This window comes from Streptomyces sp. NPDC127068, from assembly GCF_042724695.1.
In the GTDB taxonomy this organism is placed as follows: Bacteria; Actinomycetota; Actinomycetes; order Streptomycetales; family Streptomycetaceae; genus Streptomyces.
The window spans coordinates 70,696-86,678 of the sequence record NZ_JBHXEN010000004.1; the positions used below are offsets into that span (position 1 = coordinate 70,696).

The window sequence follows — 15,983 nt, forward strand, 5'->3', positions numbered from 1 at the left end:
GTCGGTGTAACGAGATGACCAAGCAGATCAAGGGCATCCTGGGCGAGAAGCTCGGCATGACCCAGGTCTGGGACGAGAACAACCGTGTCGTCCCGGTGACCGTGGTCAAGGCCGGACCCTGCGTCGTGACCCAGGTCCGTACGAATGACGTCGACGGCTACGAGTCGGTCCAGATCGCCTTCGGCGAGATCGACCCGCGCAAGGTGAACAAGCCCCTCAAGGGCCACTTCACCAAGGCCGACGTCACCCCCCGCCGCCACCTCGTCGAGATCCGTACCGCTGACGCCAGCGAGTACGTCCTCGGCCAGGAGCTCACTGCCGAGACCTTCGAGTCGGGCGTCAAGGTTGACGTCACCGGCAAGAGCAAGGGCAAGGGCTTCGCCGGTGTCATGAAGCGCCACAACTTCCGGGGCCTCGGCGCCGGACACGGCACCCAGCGCAAGCACCGCTCGCCCGGCTCCATCGGTGGCTGCGCCACCCCGGGTCGCGTGTTCAAGGGCCTGCGCATGGCGGGCCGCATGGGCAACGAGCGGGTCACCACCCAGAACCTGACCGTCCACGCCGTTGACGCGGAGAAGGGCCTGCTCCTCATCAAGGGCGCGGTTCCTGGTCCGAACGGCGGCCTCGTCCTGGTCCGCACTGCGGCCAAGGGGGCCTGAGGTAACGATGAGCACCATTGACATCCTTTCGCCCGCGGGCGACAAGGCCGGGACCGTCGAACTCCCCTCGGAGATCTTCGACGCGAAGGTCAGCATTCCGCTGATCCACCAGGTCGTCGTCGCTCAGCTGGCCGCTGCCCGTCAGGGCACGCACAAGACGAAGACGCGCGGCGAGGTCCGCGGCGGTGGCCGCAAGCCGTACCGCCAGAAGGGCACCGGCCGCGCCCGCCAGGGTTCGACCCGCGCTCCGCAGTTCGCCGGTGGTGGCGTCGTGCACGGTCCCGTGCCGCGTGACTACTCGCAGCGGACCCCGAAGAAGATGAAGGCCGCCGCCCTGCGCGGTGCCCTCACCGACCGGGCCCGCAACAACCGCATCCACGTCGTCACCGGCGTGATCGAGGGCGACAACCCGTCCACGAAGGCCGCCCGGACGCTGTTCGGCAAGATCAGCGAGCGCAAGAACGTGCTCCTGGTCGTCGACCGTGCCGACGAGGCCGCGTGGCTGTCCGCCCGCAACCTGCCCCAGGTGCACCTCCTGGAGCCGGGCCAGCTGAACACGTACGACGTGATCCGCTCCGAGGACGTGGTCTTCACCCAGGCCGCCTTCGAGTCCTTCGTGTCCGGCCCCGCCACGGCCACTGAGACCGAAGGGAGTGACGCCTGATGGCCACGCGTCACCCGAGCATCGCCCCCAAGGCGGCCAAGGCCGCCAAGGCCGCGCGCATCGCCAAGGCGAAGCGTCACGCCACCGAGGGCAAGAACACCGTCGAGACCCCGCTGAGCAAGTCGTTCACGGACCCCCGTGACGTGCTGATCAAGCCGGTCGTCTCGGAGAAGAGCTACGCGCTGCTCGACGAGAACAAGTACACGTTCGTCGTTGACACGCGGGCCAACAAGACCCAGATCAAGCAGGCCGTCCAGGCGGTCTTCGAGGTCAAGGTCACCGGGGTCAACACGATCAACCGCCAGGGCAAGCGCAAGCGCACCCGCACCGGTTTCGGCAAGCGCGCGGACACCAAGCGCGCCATCGTGACCCTCGCCGAGGGCGACCGTATCGACATCTTCGGCCAGGCCTCCTAACGGAGCGCCCTGGTCCGATATCGGACGAGGACTGAGAAATGGGTATCCGCAAGTACAAGCCGACGACTCCGGGCCGTCGTGGCTCCAGCGTCGCCGACTTCGTCGAGATCACGCGGTCCACGCCGGAGAAGTCGCTGGTCCGCCCCCTGCACAGCAAGGGCGGCCGTAACAACGCCGGTCGTGTGACCGTTCGCCACCAGGGTGGCGGACACAAGCGCGCCTACCGCGTCATCGACTTCCGTCGGCACGACAAGGACGGCGTGCCGGCGAAGGTCGCGCACATCGAGTACGACCCCAACCGCACCGCGCGCATCGCGCTGCTGCACTACGCGGACGGCGAGAAGCGTTACATCCTCGCCCCCCGCAACCTGTCGCAGGGCGACCGCGTCGAGAACGGTCCCGGGGCCGACATCAAGCCGGGCAACAACCTTGCCCTGCGCAACATCCCGGTCGGTACCACGATCCACGCGATCGAGCTGCGTCCGGGCGGCGGCGCCAAGTTCGCCCGCTCCGCCGGTGCCTCCGTGCAGCTGCTGGCGAAGGAGGGCGCTATGGCCCACCTCCGCATGCCGTCCGGAGAGATCCGCCTGGTCGACGTGCGCTGCCGCGCCACCGTCGGCGAGGTCGGCAACGCCGAGCAGTCGAACATCAACTGGGGCAAGGCCGGTCGTAAGCGCTGGTTGGGCGTTCGCCCGACCGTCCGCGGTGTGGCGATGAACCCGGTTGACCACCCGCACGGTGGTGGTGAGGGTAAGACCTCCGGTGGTCGCCACCCGGTCTCCCCGTGGGGTCAGAAGGAGGGTCGTACTCGCTCGCCCAAGAAGGCGTCGAGCAAGTACATCGTCCGCCGCCGCAAGACGAACAAGAAGCGCTAGGAGCGGGTTCAGATGCCGCGCAGTCTCAAGAAGGGGCCCTTCGTCGACGACCACCTGATCAAGAAGGTGGACGTACAGAACGAAGCCGGCACCAAGAACGTCATCAAGACCTGGTCCCGTCGCTCGATGATCGTCCCGGCCATGCTCGGCCACACGATCGCGGTGCACAACGGCAAGACCCACATCCCGGTGTTCGTCACCGAGTCGATGGTCGGCCACAAGCTCGGCGAGTTCTCGCCGACGCGCACCTTCCGGGGTCACGTCAAGGACGACCGGAAGTCGAAGCGCCGCTAACAGCGGGTGAACGACCTATGACGAACGTGTCAGACACTGAAGGGACAACCATGGAAGCCAGGGCCCAGGCGCGGTACATCCGCGTCACGCCCATGAAGGCCCGCCGAGTGGTGGACCTGATCCGTGGCATGGACGCCACGGAGGCTCAGGCGGTCCTGCGTTTCGCCCCGCAGGCCGCGAGTGCGCCGGTGGGCAAGGTGCTGGACAGCGCCATTGCCAACGCCGCGCACAACTACGACCACACGGACGCCACTTCGCTCGTCGTGAGCGAAGCGTACGTCGACGAGGGCCCGACCCTGAAGCGGTTCCGTCCGCGTGCTCAGGGCCGTGCCTACCGGATCCGCAAGCGGACCAGCCACATCACCGTGGTCGTCAGCAGCAAGGAAGGAACCCGGTAATGGGCCAGAAGGTTAACCCGCATGGGTTCCGGCTCGGCATCACCACGGACTTCAAGTCCCGTTGGTACGCCGACAAGCTGTACAAGGACTACGTCAAGGAAGACGTCGCCATCCGTCGGATGATGACGTCCGGCATGGAGCGCGCCGGCATCTCGAAGGTGGAGATCGAGCGCACCCGTGACCGCGTCCGCGTCGACATCCACACCGCGCGTCCGGGCATCGTCATCGGCCGCCGCGGCGCCGAGGCCGACCGTATCCGCGGCGACCTGGAGAAGCTGACCGGCAAGCAGGTCCAGCTGAACATCCTCGAGGTCAAGAACCCGGAGACGGACGCTCAGCTGGTGGCCCAGGCCGTCGCCGAGCAGCTGTCCTCCCGCGTCTCCTTCCGCCGTGCCATGCGCAAGAGCATGCAGTCGGCGATGAAGGCCGGCGCCAAGGGCATCAAGATCCAGTGTGGTGGCCGTCTCGGCGGCGCCGAGATGTCCCGCTCGGAGTTCTACCGCGAGGGCCGCGTGCCCCTGCACACGCTCCGGGCGAACGTGGACTACGGCTTCTTCGAGGCCAAGACCACCTTCGGTCGCATCGGCGTCAAGGTGTGGATCTACAAGGGCGACGTCAAGAACATCGCCGAGGTCCGCGCCGAGAACGCCGCCGCCCGTGCCGGCAACCGCCCGGCCCGTGGCGGTGCCGACCGTCCCGCCGGTGGCCGTGGTGGCCGCGGTGGCGAGCGCGGCGGCCGTGGCCGTCGGCCGCAGCAGCAGTCCGGTGGCGCTGCCGAGGCTCCCAAGGCCGAGGCTCCCGCCGAGACCGCCGCTCCGGCCGCTGAGAGCACCGGAACGGAGGGCTGACCCATGCTGATCCCCCGTAGGGTCAAGCACCGCAAGCAGCACCACCCCAAGCGGCGTGGTCAGGCCAAGGGCGGGACGACGGTCGCGTTCGGCGAGTACGGCATCCAGGCGCTTACTCCGGCCTACGTGACGAACCGTCAGATCGAGGCCGCTCGTATCGCGATGACCCGTCACATCAAGCGTGGCGGCAAGGTCTGGATCAACATCTACCCGGACCGTCCGCTGACGAAGAAGCCCGCCGAGACCCGCATGGGTTCCGGTAAGGGTTCGCCCGAGTGGTGGGTCGCGAACGTTCACCCCGGCCGGGTGATGTTCGAGCTGTCCTACCCGAACGAGAAGATTGCGCGTGAGGCGCTTACCCGCGCTGCTCACAAGCTTCCGATGAAGTGCCGCATTGTCCGGCGCGAGGCAGGTGAAGCGTGATGTCGGCCGGTACCAAGGCGTCCGAGCTGCGCGAGCTGGGCAACGAGGAGCTCCTCAACAAGCTCCGCGAGGCCAAGGAAGAGCTGTTCAACCTCCGCTTCCAGGCGGCGACGGGCCAGCTCGAGAACCACGGCCGGCTCAAGGCCGTCCGCAAGGACATCGCCCGGATCTACACCCTCATGCGTGAGCGTGAGCTCGGCATCGAGACGGTGGAGAACGCCTGATGAGCGAGAAGAACGTGACTGAAGAGAATGCCGCCCGCGGCTTCCGCAAGACCCGTGAGGGCCTTGTCGTCAGCGACAAGATGGACAAGACCGTCGTCGTCGCCGTCGAGGACCGCGTGAAGCACGCCCTGTACGGCAAGGTCATCCGCCGTACGAACAAGCTCAAGGCGCACGACGAGCAGAACGCCGCGGGTGTCGGCGACCGTGTCCTCCTGATGGAGACCCGGCCGCTGTCCGCGACGAAGCGCTGGCGCATCGTCGAGATCCTCGAGAAGGCCAAGTAATCAACTCGTAGGGGGTAACCCCGCGAGTACCGTTCCGCCAGGCTCCGGGGGCCGCCGCAAGCGGCCCCCGGGGAACCGGCAGACAAACAGGAGATAGACGTGATCCAGCAGGAGTCGCGACTGCGCGTCGCCGACAACACGGGCGCGAAGGAAATCCTTTGCATTCGTGTTCTCGGTGGCTCCGGTCGTCGCTACGCGGGCATCGGTGACGTCATCGTCGCCACCGTCAAGGACGCGATCCCCGGTGGCAACGTGAAGAAGGGTGACGTCGTCAAGGCCGTCATCGTTCGCACCGTCAAGGAGCGCCGCCGTCCCGACGGCTCGTACATCCGCTTCGACGAGAACGCCGCCGTCATTCTGAAGAACGACGGCGACCCCCGCGGCACCCGTATCTTCGGCCCGGTCGGCCGTGAGCTGCGCGAGAAGAAGTTCATGAAGATCATCTCGCTCGCGCCGGAGGTGCTGTAAGCATGAAGATCAAGAAGGGCGACCTGGTACAGGTCATCACCGGTAAGGACAAGGGCAAGCAGGGCAAGGTCATCGCGGCCTTCCCCCGCGAGGACCGCGTCCTGGTCGAGGGTGTCAACCGGGTCAAGAAGCACACCAAGGCCGGTCCGACGGCCCGCGGCTCCCAGGCCGGCGGCATCGTGACCACCGAGGCCCCGATTCACGTGAGCAACGTTCAGCTCGTCGTGGAGAAGGACGGCAAGAAGGTCGTCACCCGCGTCGGGTACCGCTTCGACGACGAGGGCAACAAGATCCGCGTTGCCAAGCGGACGGGTGAGGACATCTGATGACGACCACCACCATCCCGCGTCTCAAGACGAAGTACCGCGAGGAGATCATCGGCAAGCTGCGTGAGGAGTTCTCGCACGAGAACGTCATGCAGGTGCCGGGCCTCGTCAAGATCGTGGTCAACATGGGTGTGGGCGACGCCGCCCGCGACTCCAAGCTGATCGAGGGTGCCATCAAGGACCTCACCACGATCACCGGTCAGAAGCCCGCCGTGACCAAGGCCCGCAAGTCCATCGCGCAGTTCAAGCTGCGCGAGGGCCAGCCGATCGGCGCCCACGTCACCCTCCGTGGTGACCGCATGTGGGAGTTCCTGGACCGCACCCTGTCGCTCGCGCTCCCGCGCATCCGCGACTTCCGTGGCCTGTCGCCGAAGCAGTTCGACGGCCGCGGCAACTACACCTTCGGTCTCACGGAGCAGGTCATGTTCCACGAGATCGACCAGGACAAGATCGACCGCGTCCGGGGTATGGACATCACCGTGGTCACCACGGCGACCAACGACGCTGAGGGCCGCGCGCTCCTCCGTCACCTCGGCTTCCCCTTCAAGGAGGCGTGAGCGAGATGGCGAAGAAGGCTCTGATTGCCAAGGCCGCCCGCAAGCCCAAGTTCGGTGTGCGTGGCTACACGCGCTGCCAGCGCTGCGGTCGTCCGCACTCCGTCTACCGCAAGTTCGGCCTCTGCCGCGTGTGCCTTCGTGAGATGGCTCACCGCGGCGAGCTGCCGGGCGTGACCAAGAGCAGCTGGTAGTTCCCCCTTCGGGGAACGACCGGACGCTCTCGGTAGGCATAGGGCAGGCAGGGGCCCGGCCCTCCATGGCTTAGGCTAGGAGGGTTGGGCGTCTGCCGCCCGTACACACGCGGGCCTCACGGCCCGCTGACAACGCTTACTACGCCGTAGGTCCCCGCGCCGCACCCGTCCCGCCCCTGTGTGGGGAGAGGGATGGCGCATACAGGAAACCCCGGCGAGAGAGGCCGAAGGCCAATTCATGACCATGACTGATCCGATCGCAGACATGTTGACGCGTCTGCGTAACGCGAACTCGGCGTACCACGACTCCGTGGGCATGCCGCACAGCAAGATCAAGTCTCACATCGCGGAGATCCTCCAGCAGGAGGGCTTCATCACGGGCTGGAAGGTCGAGGACGCCGAGGTCGGCAAGAACCTCGTCCTGGAGCTGAAGTTCGGCCCCAACCGTGAGCGCTCCATCGCGGGCATCAAGCGGATCTCCAAGCCCGGACTCCGGGTGTACGCGAAGTCCACCAACCTGCCGAAGGTGCTCGGCGGCCTGGGCGTGGCCATCATCTCCACGTCGCACGGGCTCCTCACCGACAAGCAGGCCGGCAAGAAGGGCGTGGGTGGGGAAGTCCTCGCCTACGTCTGGTAGCGGAAGGGAACGGAGGAAACAGCTATGTCGCGTATTGGCAAGCTCCCCATCACGGTTCCCGCCGGCGTGGACGTCACCATCGACGGTCCCACGGTTCAGGTGAAGGGCCCCAAGGGTTCCCTGACCCACACCGTTGTGGCCCCGATCGCGATCGAAAAGGGCGAAGACGGCACCCTCCAGGTGACCCGCCCCAACGATGAGCGGCAGAACAAGGCCCTCCACGGCCTGTCCCGCACGCTGGTGGCGAACATGATCACCGGCGTGACCCAGGGCTACGTGAAGAAGCTCGAAATCAGCGGTGTCGGTTACCGCGTCCAGGCGAAGGGCTCCAACTTGGAGTTCGCGCTGGGATACAGCCACCCGATCACGGTCGAGGCGCCCGAGGGCATCACCTTCAAGGTGGAGTCCCCGACCCGTCTCTCGGTCGAGGGCATCGACAAGCAGAAGGTCGGCGAGGTCGCGGCCAACATCCGCAAGCTTCGCAAGCCCGACCCGTACAAGGCCAAGGGCGTCAAGTACGAGGGCGAAGTCATCCGCCGCAAGGTCGGAAAGGCGGGTAAGTAAGCCATGGCATACGGAACGAAGATCGCCAAGGGCGACGCCTACAAGCGCGCCGCGATCAAGCGCCGTCACATCCGGATTCGCAAGAAGGTCTCCGGTACGGCCGAGCGTCCTCGCCTGGTCGTGACGCGCTCGAACCGTCACATCATCGCTCAGGTCATCGACGACCTCAAGGGTCACACCCTTGCGTCCGCGTCGACCCTGGACACCAGCATTCGTGGTGGCGAGGGTGACAAGTCGGCGCAGGCCAAGCAGGTCGGTTCCCTGGTCGCCGAGCGCGCCAAGGCCGCCGGCGTTGAGACCGTCGTGTTCGACCGCGGCGGCAACCAGTACGCCGGGCGCATCGCCGCCCTGGCCGACGCCGCCCGCGAGGCCGGGCTGAAGTTCTAGCCAGCCCTCGTAGCTAGCGGAAACAGAGAGAGGTAATTCCAATGGCTGGACCCCAGCGCCGCGGTGGCGGTGCCGGTGGCGGCGAGCGGCGGGACCGGAAGGGCCGTGACGGCGGCGCAGCTGCCGCCGAGAAGACCGCGTACGTTGAGCGCGTCGTCGCGATCAACCGCGTCGCCAAGGTTGTGAAGGGTGGTCGTCGCTTCAGCTTCACCGCGTTGGTCGTGGTGGGCGATGGTGACGGCACCGTGGGTGTCGGATACGGCAAGGCCAAGGAGGTGCCGGCCGCCATCGCCAAGGGTGTTGAGGAGGCCAAGAAGCACTTCTTCAAGGTCCCCCGCATCCAGGGCACCATCCCCCACCCGATCCAGGGCGAGAAGGCTGCGGGCGTCGTCCTGCTCAAGCCTGCTTCCCCCGGTACGGGCGTTATCGCCGGTGGCCCGGTGCGCGCGGTGCTCGAGTGCGCCGGCGTCCACGACATCCTGTCGAAGTCGCTCGGCTCCGACAACGCGATCAACATCGTGCACGCCACCGTGGCGGCCCTGAAGGGCCTCCAGCGTCCCGAGGAGATCGCGGCCCGCCGCGGTCTGCCCCTCGAGGACGTGGCCCCCGCGGCCCTGCTGCGTGCACGTGCGGGAGCGGGTGCGTAATGGCTCGCCTCAAGATCACGCAGACGAAGTCGTACATCGGTAGCAAGCAGAACCACCGTGACACCCTGCGTTCGCTCGGGCTCAAGCGCCTGAACGACGTGGTCGTCAAGGATGATCGTCCCGAGTTCCGCGGCATGGTGCAGACCGTCCGCCACCTCGTGACGGTCGAGGAGGTCGACTGATCATGGCGGAGCAGAACCCGCTGCGGCTCCACAACCTCCGTCCCGCCCCCGGCGCCAAGACCACGAAGACCCGTGTCGGTCGTGGTGAGGCGTCGAAGGGTAAGACGGCCGGTCGTGGTACCAAGGGCACCAAGGCCCGTTACCAGGTTCCGGAGCGCTTCGAGGGTGGCCAGATGCCCCTCCACATGCGTCTCCCGAAGCTCAAGGGCTTCAAGAACCCCTTCCGGACCGAGTACCAGGTCGTGAACCTGGACAAGCTCGCCGCCCTCTACCCCGAGGGTGGGGAGGTCACCGTTGCCGACCTGGTCGCCAAGGGTGCCGTTCGCAAGAACAGTCTCGTCAAGGTCCTCGGACAGGGCGAGGTCTCCGTGGCGCTGACGGTGACGGTTGACGCCGTCTCCGGATCCGCCAAGGAGAAGATCACCGCTGCCGGCGGTACCGTCACCGAGCTCGTCTGAGCCACGATGACCTGATCGATCCCGACCGGGGATACCCCACAAAAGGGGTATCCCCGGTTGGTCGTTCCAAGGGGCGTGCGGTCGCCGGTAAGGTGGCGAGCGTTGTTGTCTATCTGTTCCTTACCCATACGTCGAAACCTCAAGACCGTCACCTCTGACGCACGTGCGCGGGGGTCGCAGGAGGCACCGTGCTCAGCGCGTTCTCCCGGGCGTTCAAGACGCCCGACCTGCGCAAGAAGCTGCTCTTCACGCTCGGCATCATCGTGATCTACCGGATTGGTACACACGTGCCAATTCCCGGCGTCGACTACGGGAATGTCCAGTTCTGTGTAGACCAGGCCAAATCCAGCCAGGGCCTGTTCGGACTGGTCAATATGCTCAGTGGCGGCGCGCTGCTGCAGATCACGGTCTTCGCGCTAGGCATCATGCCGTACATCACGGCGAGCATCATCCTCCAGCTGCTGACCGTGGTCATCCCGCGGCTGGAAGCCCTCAAGAAGGAGGGCCAGGCCGGTACGGCGAAGATTACGCAGTACACCCGGTACCTGACGATGGCTCTGGCCGTCCTCCAGGGCACCGGACTCGTGGCCACCGCGCGCACCGGCACCCTCTTCCAAGGCTGTTCCCTGGCCGGCGAGATCGTGCCCGACCAGTCGATCTTCGTCACCGTCACGATGGTCATCGTGATGACCGCCGGTACGGCCGTCGTCATGTGGCTCGGTGAGCTCATCACCGACCGCGGCATCGGCAACGGCATGTCGATCCTCATGTTCATCTCGATCGCCGCGACCTTCCCCGGGGCGCTGTGGACGATCAAGGAGCAGGGCAAGCTGGCCGACGGCTGGATCGAGTTCGGCGTCGTCATCCTGGTCGGCCTGGTGATGGTGGCCCTCGTGGTCTTCGTCGAACAGGCCCAACGCCGCATCCCGGTGCAGTACGCGAAGCGGATGATCGGCCGCCGGTCCTACGGCGGCACCTCCACATACATTCCGCTGAAGGTCAACCAGGCGGGTGTGATCCCGGTCATCTTCGCCTCGTCACTGCTGTACATCCCGGCACTCGTGGCCCAGTTCGCGGGCGGCACGTCGGGCTGGAAGACCTGGATCGAGCGGAACCTCGCGGAGATGGACTCTCCGATGTACATCACCACGTACTTCCTGCTGATCGTCTTCTTCGCCTTCTTCTATGTCGCGATCTCGTTTAACCCCGAGGAAGTCGCGGACAACATGAAGAAGTATGGTGGCTTCATCCCGGGCATCCGGGCTGGCCGACCGACCGCTGAGTATCTGAGCTACGTACTCAACCGGATCACCTGGCCGGGTTCGCTGTATCTGGGGCTGATCGCTCTGGTGCCAACAATGGCGTTGGCGGGTTTCGGTGCCAATCAGAACTTCCCGTTCGGTGGCACCAGCATCCTCATCATCGTCGGCGTGGGTCTGGAGACGGTGAAGCAGATCGAGAGCCAGCTCCAGCAGCGCAATTACGAAGGGTTCCTCCGCTGATGCGAATCGTCCTCGTCGGGCCGCCCGGTGCGGGCAAGGGTACGCAGGCCGCGTTCCTCGCCAAGAACCTGTCGATCCCGCACATCTCCACGGGCGACCTCTTCCGTGCCAACATCAGCCAGGGCACGGAGCTCGGCAAGCAGGCCAAGTCGTACATGGACGCGGGCAACCTGGTTCCGGACGAAGTCACCATCGGGATGGCCAAGGACCGCATGGAGCAGCCGGACGCCGAACGCGGCTTCCTGCTGGACGGGTTCCCGCGGAACGTCTCGCAGGCCGAGGCGCTGGACGAGACCCTCGCGGCCGAGTCCATGAAGCTGGACGCGGTCCTGGACCTCGAGGTCCCCGAGGACGAGGTGGTCAAGCGGATCGCCGGGCGGCGCATCTGCCGCAAGGACTCCAGCCACGTCTTCCACGTGACGTACAAGCAGCCCGCGACCGAGGGCGTCTGCGACGTCTGCGGCGGGGAGTTGTACCAGCGTGAGGACGACAGCGAGACCACGGTGCGCAAGCGGCTGGAGGTCTACCACACGCAGACCGAGCCGATCATCGACTACTACCGGGAGCAGGGGTTGGTCGTGACCATCTCCGCGCTCGGGAAGGTCGAGGAGGTCACTGCGCGGGCGATGTCCGCGTTGACCTCGCGGTAATGCGTTGACGTTTGATCCGTCCGGGCCCCGGCGCGGGAACCCTCCCAGGTTCCCCCACCGGGGCCCGTTCCGTTCCCCTGCGGGTGCGCTGCGGTTCCCCGCGCCGTTCCCCGCGCCCCCTATCGGTGCGCTGTGCTCGGGGTGCGTTGTCCTGCGGGGTGCGTCCCGCTGTTGCGCAGTTCCCCGCGCCCCTGAACGGGCGCTCCTCTTCGCCGCCGTCGTCCGCAGGTCGGGCCCCGACAGGGGCGCGGGGAACGGCGCGAGCAACCCCCACGCCCCCGCAGGCGACAGCGCACCCGCGCCAGGGCAACCCCGACGCACCCGCACGGGAGAGCGCACCCGCGGCAGGACGGGCCCCGGTAGGGGCGCGGGGAACGGCGCGGGCCACCACAGCGCACCCGCGGGGAACTGCGCGGGTCACCGCAGCGCACCCGGCGGCGAGCCCCCCGGAGGGAACTATCGTGGGGAGGGACCGAGAACCGTTGCAGAAAGGCCCCCGCCGCCATGGTGCAGATCAAGACCCCCGACCAGATCGCCAAGATGAGGGCGGCGGGCCTGGTCGTCGCCGCGGTGCACGCGGCCACGCGTGAGGCCGCGGTCCCCGGGGCCACCACCAAGGACCTGGACCAGGTGGCCCGCAAGGTCATCGCCGAGCACGGGGCCACCTCGAACTTCCTCGGCTACGGCGGCTTCCCGGCCACCATCTGCACCTCGGTCAACGAGGTCGTCGTCCACGGCATCCCGAGCGACGAGGTGGTCCTGAAGGACGGCGACCTGATCTCGATCGACGCGGGGGCGATCGTGGACGGCTGGCACGGCGACGCCGCGTTCACCGCGTTCGTCGGGTCCGGACACGCTCCGGAGCTGGTCGAGCTGTCCCGGGTGACCGAGGAGTCCATGTGGGCCGGGATCGCCGCGATGAAGGCGGGAAACCGCCTGGTGGACATCTCCCGGGCGATCGAGACGTACATCCGCCGTCAGCCGCGGGTCGGCGGCGGCAAGTACGGCATCGTCCAGGACTACGGCGGGCACGGCATCGGCACCGAGATGCACATGGACCCGCACCTGCTGAACTACGTGGAGCGCCGCCGGGGCAAGGGGCCCAAGCTGGTGCCCGGGTTCTGCCTGGCCATCGAGCCCATGGTGTCGCTCGGCACGCCGAAGACCGCGGTGCTGGAGGACGAGTGGACGGTGGTGTCCACCGACGGCACCTGGTCCTCGCACTGGGAGCACTCCGTGGCGCTGACGGAGGAGGGTCCGCTGGTGCTCACCGCCCCCGACTGCGGCCGGGCGAAGCTCGCCGAGTACGGGATCACGGCCGCCCCGGACCCGCTGGCCTGACCGCCCGGCCGGGCCCCCGCGGGGGCCCGTGACGTGCACGTCCACGGGAGTGGTGTCCCCGTGTCGGTTCGCTTAAGGATCTCCGTCGTGGGGCATCATTCCTCGATTCGTCTTTCCTGGGGCGCTGACGTAGACTGACTCGTCGGCCCTCTTGTACCCGCATGTCTGCATGTCCGCATGTGGTCGCCGGGTGAAGTGGGGCCGGCCAAGGTAGTCGATTCGAAGGGCGAAGCGTGGCCAAGAAGCAAGGTGCCATCGAGATCGAGGGCACTGTCGTCGAGTCTCTTCCGAACGCCATGTTCAAGGTCGAGCTCCAGAACGGCCACCAGGTCCTGGCACACATCAGCGGCAAGATGCGCATGCACTACATCCGCATCCTCCCTGACGACCGGGTCGTGGTGGAGCTGTCTCCGTACGACCTGACGCGTGGCCGGATCGTCTACCGCTACAAGTAGATCTTGCCCTAACCCCGGGATCGGACCGTTCGGTCCGCGTTCGGGGTGATGGCACTGACCCGGAGAACCTCACACCCATGAAGGTCAAGCCGAGCGTCAAGAAGATCTGCGACAAGTGCAGGGTGATCCGCCGTCACGGTCGGGTCATGGTCATCTGCGACAACCCGCGCCACAAGCAGCGCCAGGGCTGACGCACGACCGCACCTTCTGCACCCGCAGAACTCGCGCGACGCAGCAGACATGTACATACGCAGGACCCGGGCCGTCAGCGGTCCGACACCCCCGGTCGGAGGCCGGGGACCCGCTCCGTACCACCCGAAGGGGTCGGCGGTAGGGGATCGGTCCTGCGGAAGACCTCCGAATATCAACTGGAGCCATTGAATGGCACGCGTTTCCGGTGTTGACATCCCGCGCGAAAAGCGCGTGGAGGTTGCCCTCACCTACGTGTTCGGCATCGGCCGGACCCTTTCCCAGCAGACGCTGGCCGAGACCGGTGTGAACCCGAACACCCGCGTTCGCGACCTCTCCGAAGAGGAGCTGGTCAAGATCCGCGAGTACGTGGACAACCACCTCAAGACCGAGGGTGACCTCCGTCGCGAGATCCAGGCGGACATCCGCCGCAAGGTCGAGATCGGCTGCTACCAGGGTCTCCGTCACCGTCGCGGCCTGCCCGTCCACGGACAGCGCACCAGCACCAACGCCCGCACCCGCAAGGGCCCGCGTCGCGCCATTGCCGGTAAGAAGAAGCCGGGCAAGAAGTAGTCCTCAGCGGACGCTAGTCAGCGGTCTTCGCTGTAGGACCGACCACCTCCCGTAGGAGAAACAGATGCCCCCCAAGGGTCGTCAGGGTGCCGCCAAGAAGGTGCGCCGCAAGGAAAAGAAGAACGTCGCTCACGGCCACGCGCACATCAAGAGCACGTTCAACAACACGATCGTCTCGATCACGGACCCCACGGGCAACGTGATCTCCTGGGCCTCCGCCGGCCACGTCGGCTTCAAGGGCTCCCGCAAGTCGACTCCGTTCGCCGCGCAGATGGCCGCCGAGTCGGCCGCCCGCCGCGCGCAGGAGCACGGCATGCGCAAGGTGGACGTGTTCGTCAAGGGTCCCGGCTCCGGCCGTGAGACCGCGATCCGTTCGCTCCAGGCCACCGGTCTTGAGGTCGGCTCCATCCAGGACGTCACCCCGACTCCGCACAACGGCTGCCGTCCGCCCAAGCGGAGGCGCGTCTGACCTCAGGTGCCTCGCGCATCTGTGGTTGGTGAGGACTTCGGGCGACACGCTGCCTTCCTGGGGCGTGCCGCCCGTACCCTTGTTCTACGCAGTAACCGTCGGACGTCAAATAGCGGGCGTCCACGAGAGAAGGATCTGATCACCCCATGCTGATCGCTCAGCGTCCCTCGTTGACCGAAGAGGTCGTCGACGAGTTCCGTTCCCGGTTCGTGATCGAGCCGCTGGAGCCGGGCTTCGGTTACACCCTCGGCAACTCCCTGCGCCGTACGCTCCTCTCCTCCATCCCCGGTGCGGCGGTCACGTCCATCCGCATCGACGGGGTCCTGCACGAGTTCACCACCGTGCCGGGCGTCAAGGAGGACGTCACCGACCTGATCCTCAACATCAAGCAGCTGGTCGTCTCCTCGGAGCACGACGAGCCGGTCGTGATGTACCTGCGCAAGCAGGGCCCGGGTCTGGTCACCGCCGCCGACATCGCGCCCCCGGCCGGTGTCGAGGTCCACAACCCCGACCTCGTCCTCGCCACGCTCAACGGCAAGGGCAAGCTGGAGATGGAGCTGACCGTCGAGCGCGGTCGCGGCTACGTCTCCGCCGTGCAGAACAAGCAGGTCGGCCAGGAGATCGGCCGCATCCCGGTCGACTCGATCTACTCGCCGGTCCTCAAGGTCACGTACAAGGTCGAGGCCACCCGAGTCGAGCAGCGCACCGACTTCGACAAGCTGATCGTCGACGTCGAGACCAAGCAGGCCATGCGTCCCCGTGACGCCATGGCGTCGGCCGGCAAGACCCTGGTCGAGCTGTTCGGTCTCGCCCGCGAGCTGAACATCGACGCCGAGGGCATCGACATGGGCCCGTCCCCCACGGACGCCGCCCTGGCCGCCGACCTCGCGCTGCCGATCGAGGAGCTGGAACTCACCGTCCGCTCCTACAACTGCCTCAAGCGCGAGGGCATCCACTCCGTGGGTGAGCTCGTCGCCCGGTCCGAGGCGGACCTGCTGGACATCCGCAACTTCGGTGCGAAGTCCATCGACGAGGTCAAGGCGAAGCTGGCCGGCATGGGCCTGGCGCTCAAGGACAGCCCGCCCGGATTCGACCCGACCGCCGCTGCGGACGCGTTCGGCGCGGACGACGACGCGGATGCCGGGTTCGTGGAGACCGAGCAGTACTAGTCGCCGTCCGGCGGGGCCCGGGGTTGCTCGGGCTTTCCGTCGGTGGGTGGTTTTTGTTCAGGCCCGGCTTGCGGCCTTGTCCTCAAGCGCCGGACGGGCTGGAAACGCGGACCGTCGTCATCGCTCGTAGGGT

The 15,983-nt window shown here is 66.8% G+C and carries 28 protein-coding genes; all 28 read left to right on the plus strand.

Going from position 1 to position 15,983, the window contains the following annotated elements; all coding sequences use genetic code 11:
* The first annotated feature begins 14 nt into the window (after positions 1-14).
* The 28 genes from rplC (at position 15) to ACFWIA_RS03545 (ending at position 15,850) form a co-directional block, all read left to right on the plus strand.
* Positions 15-659, plus strand: coding sequence for a 50S ribosomal protein L3 (gene rplC / locus ACFWIA_RS03410; protein WP_385493616.1), 645 nt, complete (start codon positions 15-17; stop codon positions 657-659).
* A 7-nt stretch (positions 660-666) separates the two neighbouring features.
* On the plus strand, positions 667-1,323 hold the full coding sequence (rplD, locus tag ACFWIA_RS03415) for a 50S ribosomal protein L4 (protein WP_385493614.1): 657 nt from the start codon (positions 667-669) through the stop codon (positions 1,321-1,323).
* Positions 1,323-1,739, plus strand: a complete 417-nt coding sequence (rplW, locus tag ACFWIA_RS03420) for a 50S ribosomal protein L23 (protein ID WP_385493613.1) — start codon at positions 1,323-1,325, stop codon at positions 1,737-1,739. Before rplD ends, rplW begins: the two co-directional genes overlap by 1 nt.
* Before the next feature lie 38 nt (positions 1,740-1,777).
* Complete coding sequence (gene rplB, locus ACFWIA_RS03425; RefSeq protein ID WP_385493612.1) at positions 1,778-2,614, plus strand: 50S ribosomal protein L2; 837 nt, start codon at positions 1,778-1,780, stop codon at positions 2,612-2,614.
* A gap of 12 nt (positions 2,615-2,626) precedes the next feature.
* A complete protein-coding gene (rpsS, locus tag ACFWIA_RS03430; protein ID WP_003948639.1) occupies positions 2,627-2,908 on the plus strand; it encodes a 30S ribosomal protein S19 in 282 nt (93 codons plus the stop codon).
* A gap of 50 nt (positions 2,909-2,958) precedes the next feature.
* A complete protein-coding gene (gene rplV / locus ACFWIA_RS03435; RefSeq protein WP_385493610.1) occupies positions 2,959-3,306 on the plus strand; it encodes a 50S ribosomal protein L22 in 348 nt (115 codons plus the stop codon).
* Entirely contained in the window at positions 3,306-4,154 is an 849-nt protein-coding gene (rpsC, locus tag ACFWIA_RS03440) for a 30S ribosomal protein S3 (RefSeq protein ID WP_385493609.1), read from the plus strand. The genes rplV and rpsC overlap by 1 nt, the downstream gene beginning before the upstream one ends.
* 3 nt (positions 4,155-4,157) lie before the next feature.
* On the plus strand, positions 4,158-4,577 hold the full coding sequence (gene rplP, locus ACFWIA_RS03445) for a 50S ribosomal protein L16 (RefSeq protein WP_033319640.1): 420 nt from the start codon (positions 4,158-4,160) through the stop codon (positions 4,575-4,577).
* Positions 4,577-4,801 carry a 50S ribosomal protein L29 gene (rpmC, locus tag ACFWIA_RS03450; protein ID WP_059079052.1) on the plus strand — a complete coding sequence of 75 codons (225 nt, stop codon included), beginning with the start codon at positions 4,577-4,579 and terminating at the stop codon, positions 4,799-4,801. The genes rplP and rpmC overlap by 1 nt, the downstream gene beginning before the upstream one ends.
* The gene (gene rpsQ / locus ACFWIA_RS03455) at positions 4,801-5,085 is read left to right on the plus strand and encodes a 30S ribosomal protein S17 (protein WP_073792871.1); all 285 of its coding nucleotides are present in this window, start codon (positions 4,801-4,803) and stop codon (positions 5,083-5,085) included. Before rpmC ends, rpsQ begins: the two co-directional genes overlap by 1 nt.
* A gap of 99 nt (positions 5,086-5,184) precedes the next feature.
* Complete coding sequence (gene rplN / locus ACFWIA_RS03460; protein WP_003998823.1) at positions 5,185-5,553, plus strand: 50S ribosomal protein L14; 369 nt, start codon at positions 5,185-5,187, stop codon at positions 5,551-5,553.
* 2 nt (positions 5,554-5,555) lie between these two features.
* On the plus strand, positions 5,556-5,879 hold the full coding sequence (gene rplX, locus ACFWIA_RS03465; RefSeq protein ID WP_010036713.1) for a 50S ribosomal protein L24: 324 nt from the start codon (positions 5,556-5,558) through the stop codon (positions 5,877-5,879).
* Positions 5,879-6,436: a 50S ribosomal protein L5 gene (gene rplE, locus ACFWIA_RS03470; RefSeq protein ID WP_385493607.1), complete on the plus strand. Its 558-nt coding sequence runs from the start codon at positions 5,879-5,881 to the stop codon at positions 6,434-6,436. Before rplX ends, rplE begins: the two co-directional genes overlap by 1 nt.
* A 5-nt stretch (positions 6,437-6,441) precedes the next feature.
* Positions 6,442-6,627 (plus strand): type Z 30S ribosomal protein S14, encoded by a 186-nt coding sequence (locus tag ACFWIA_RS03475; RefSeq protein ID WP_003948630.1) that lies wholly within the window; start codon positions 6,442-6,444, stop codon positions 6,625-6,627.
* 238 nt (positions 6,628-6,865) lie between these two features.
* Complete coding sequence (rpsH, locus tag ACFWIA_RS03480) at positions 6,866-7,264, plus strand: 30S ribosomal protein S8 (protein WP_043443042.1); 399 nt, start codon at positions 6,866-6,868, stop codon at positions 7,262-7,264.
* 24 nt (positions 7,265-7,288) lie between these two features.
* Positions 7,289-7,828 (plus strand): 50S ribosomal protein L6, encoded by a 540-nt coding sequence (gene rplF, locus ACFWIA_RS03485; RefSeq protein WP_385493606.1) that lies wholly within the window; start codon positions 7,289-7,291, stop codon positions 7,826-7,828.
* Between the two features lie 3 nt (positions 7,829-7,831).
* Positions 7,832-8,215, plus strand: coding sequence for a 50S ribosomal protein L18 (rplR, locus tag ACFWIA_RS03490; protein ID WP_385493605.1), 384 nt, complete (start codon positions 7,832-7,834; stop codon positions 8,213-8,215).
* Between the two features lie 41 nt (positions 8,216-8,256).
* Entirely contained in the window at positions 8,257-8,862 is a 606-nt protein-coding gene (gene rpsE, locus ACFWIA_RS03495; RefSeq protein ID WP_016645168.1) for a 30S ribosomal protein S5, read from the plus strand.
* On the plus strand, positions 8,862-9,044 hold the full coding sequence (gene rpmD / locus ACFWIA_RS03500; protein ID WP_031096390.1) for a 50S ribosomal protein L30: 183 nt from the start codon (positions 8,862-8,864) through the stop codon (positions 9,042-9,044). Before rpsE ends, rpmD begins: the two co-directional genes overlap by 1 nt.
* 2 nt (positions 9,045-9,046) lie before the next feature.
* Positions 9,047-9,502 carry a 50S ribosomal protein L15 gene (gene rplO / locus ACFWIA_RS03505; protein WP_385493604.1) on the plus strand — a complete coding sequence of 152 codons (456 nt, stop codon included), beginning with the start codon at positions 9,047-9,049 and terminating at the stop codon, positions 9,500-9,502.
* A gap of 188 nt (positions 9,503-9,690) precedes the next feature.
* Positions 9,691-11,004, plus strand: a complete 1,314-nt coding sequence (secY, locus tag ACFWIA_RS03510; protein ID WP_386999960.1) for a preprotein translocase subunit SecY — start codon at positions 9,691-9,693, stop codon at positions 11,002-11,004.
* The gene (locus tag ACFWIA_RS03515) at positions 11,004-11,654 is read left to right on the plus strand and encodes an adenylate kinase (RefSeq protein ID WP_385753615.1); all 651 of its coding nucleotides are present in this window, start codon (positions 11,004-11,006) and stop codon (positions 11,652-11,654) included. The genes secY and ACFWIA_RS03515 overlap by 1 nt, the downstream gene beginning before the upstream one ends.
* Positions 11,655-12,158: 504 nt before the next feature.
* Positions 12,159-12,995 carry a type I methionyl aminopeptidase gene (gene map / locus ACFWIA_RS03520; RefSeq protein WP_385493600.1) on the plus strand — a complete coding sequence of 279 codons (837 nt, stop codon included), beginning with the start codon at positions 12,159-12,161 and terminating at the stop codon, positions 12,993-12,995.
* Between the two features lie 233 nt (positions 12,996-13,228).
* A complete protein-coding gene (gene infA / locus ACFWIA_RS03525; protein WP_003948620.1) occupies positions 13,229-13,450 on the plus strand; it encodes a translation initiation factor IF-1 in 222 nt (73 codons plus the stop codon).
* A gap of 77 nt (positions 13,451-13,527) precedes the next feature.
* Positions 13,528-13,641, plus strand: a complete 114-nt coding sequence (rpmJ, locus tag ACFWIA_RS03530) for a 50S ribosomal protein L36 (protein WP_003974245.1) — start codon at positions 13,528-13,530, stop codon at positions 13,639-13,641.
* 190 nt (positions 13,642-13,831) lie between these two features.
* On the plus strand, positions 13,832-14,212 hold the full coding sequence (gene rpsM, locus ACFWIA_RS03535) for a 30S ribosomal protein S13 (protein ID WP_385493598.1): 381 nt from the start codon (positions 13,832-13,834) through the stop codon (positions 14,210-14,212).
* 64 nt (positions 14,213-14,276) lie between these two features.
* Positions 14,277-14,681, plus strand: a complete 405-nt coding sequence (rpsK, locus tag ACFWIA_RS03540) for a 30S ribosomal protein S11 (protein ID WP_003948617.1) — start codon at positions 14,277-14,279, stop codon at positions 14,679-14,681.
* 146 nt (positions 14,682-14,827) lie between these two features.
* Positions 14,828-15,850: a DNA-directed RNA polymerase subunit alpha gene (locus ACFWIA_RS03545; RefSeq protein WP_003966937.1), complete on the plus strand. Its 1,023-nt coding sequence runs from the start codon at positions 14,828-14,830 to the stop codon at positions 15,848-15,850.
* Positions 15,851-15,983: the final 133 nt, after the last annotated feature.

Bases quoted from the DNA above. Each gene is read 5' to 3' on its own strand.
- rplV (WP_385493610.1), top strand. From the start codon at position 2,959: ATGGAAGCCAGGGCCCAGGCGCGGTACATCCGCGTCACGCCCATGAAG.
- rpsQ (WP_073792871.1), top strand. From the start codon at position 4,801: ATGAGCGAGAAGAACGTGACTGAAGAGAATGCCGCCCGCGGCTTCCGC.
- rplP (WP_033319640.1), top strand. From the start codon at position 4,158: ATGCTGATCCCCCGTAGGGTCAAGCACCGCAAGCAGCACCACCCCAAG.
- rplD (WP_385493614.1), top strand. From the start codon at position 667: ATGAGCACCATTGACATCCTTTCGCCCGCGGGCGACAAGGCCGGGACC.
- rpsK (WP_003948617.1), top strand. From the start codon at position 14,277: ATGCCCCCCAAGGGTCGTCAGGGTGCCGCCAAGAAGGTGCGCCGCAAG.
- rplO (WP_385493604.1), top strand. From the start codon at position 9,047: ATGGCGGAGCAGAACCCGCTGCGGCTCCACAACCTCCGTCCCGCCCCC.
- ACFWIA_RS03475 (WP_003948630.1), top strand. From the start codon at position 6,442: ATGGCGAAGAAGGCTCTGATTGCCAAGGCCGCCCGCAAGCCCAAGTTC.
- rplR (WP_385493605.1), top strand. From the start codon at position 7,832: ATGGCATACGGAACGAAGATCGCCAAGGGCGACGCCTACAAGCGCGCC.
- rplC (WP_385493616.1), top strand. From the start codon at position 15: ATGACCAAGCAGATCAAGGGCATCCTGGGCGAGAAGCTCGGCATGACC.
- ACFWIA_RS03515 (WP_385753615.1), top strand. From the start codon at position 11,004: ATGCGAATCGTCCTCGTCGGGCCGCCCGGTGCGGGCAAGGGTACGCAG.
- rpmJ (WP_003974245.1), top strand. From the start codon at position 13,528: ATGAAGGTCAAGCCGAGCGTCAAGAAGATCTGCGACAAGTGCAGGGTG.
- ACFWIA_RS03545 (WP_003966937.1), top strand. From the start codon at position 14,828: ATGCTGATCGCTCAGCGTCCCTCGTTGACCGAAGAGGTCGTCGACGAG.
- rpmD (WP_031096390.1), top strand. From the start codon at position 8,862: ATGGCTCGCCTCAAGATCACGCAGACGAAGTCGTACATCGGTAGCAAG.
- map (WP_385493600.1), top strand. From the start codon at position 12,159: ATGGTGCAGATCAAGACCCCCGACCAGATCGCCAAGATGAGGGCGGCG.
- rplW (WP_385493613.1), top strand. From the start codon at position 1,323: ATGGCCACGCGTCACCCGAGCATCGCCCCCAAGGCGGCCAAGGCCGCC.
- rpmC (WP_059079052.1), top strand. From the start codon at position 4,577: ATGTCGGCCGGTACCAAGGCGTCCGAGCTGCGCGAGCTGGGCAACGAG.
- rplE (WP_385493607.1), top strand. From the start codon at position 5,879: ATGACGACCACCACCATCCCGCGTCTCAAGACGAAGTACCGCGAGGAG.
- rplB (WP_385493612.1), top strand. From the start codon at position 1,778: ATGGGTATCCGCAAGTACAAGCCGACGACTCCGGGCCGTCGTGGCTCC.
- rpsM (WP_385493598.1), top strand. From the start codon at position 13,832: ATGGCACGCGTTTCCGGTGTTGACATCCCGCGCGAAAAGCGCGTGGAG.
- rpsC (WP_385493609.1), top strand. From the start codon at position 3,306: ATGGGCCAGAAGGTTAACCCGCATGGGTTCCGGCTCGGCATCACCACG.
- rplX (WP_010036713.1), top strand. From the start codon at position 5,556: ATGAAGATCAAGAAGGGCGACCTGGTACAGGTCATCACCGGTAAGGAC.
- rpsS (WP_003948639.1), top strand. From the start codon at position 2,627: ATGCCGCGCAGTCTCAAGAAGGGGCCCTTCGTCGACGACCACCTGATC.
- rpsE (WP_016645168.1), top strand. From the start codon at position 8,257: ATGGCTGGACCCCAGCGCCGCGGTGGCGGTGCCGGTGGCGGCGAGCGG.
- rplF (WP_385493606.1), top strand. From the start codon at position 7,289: ATGTCGCGTATTGGCAAGCTCCCCATCACGGTTCCCGCCGGCGTGGAC.
- rpsH (WP_043443042.1), top strand. From the start codon at position 6,866: ATGACCATGACTGATCCGATCGCAGACATGTTGACGCGTCTGCGTAAC.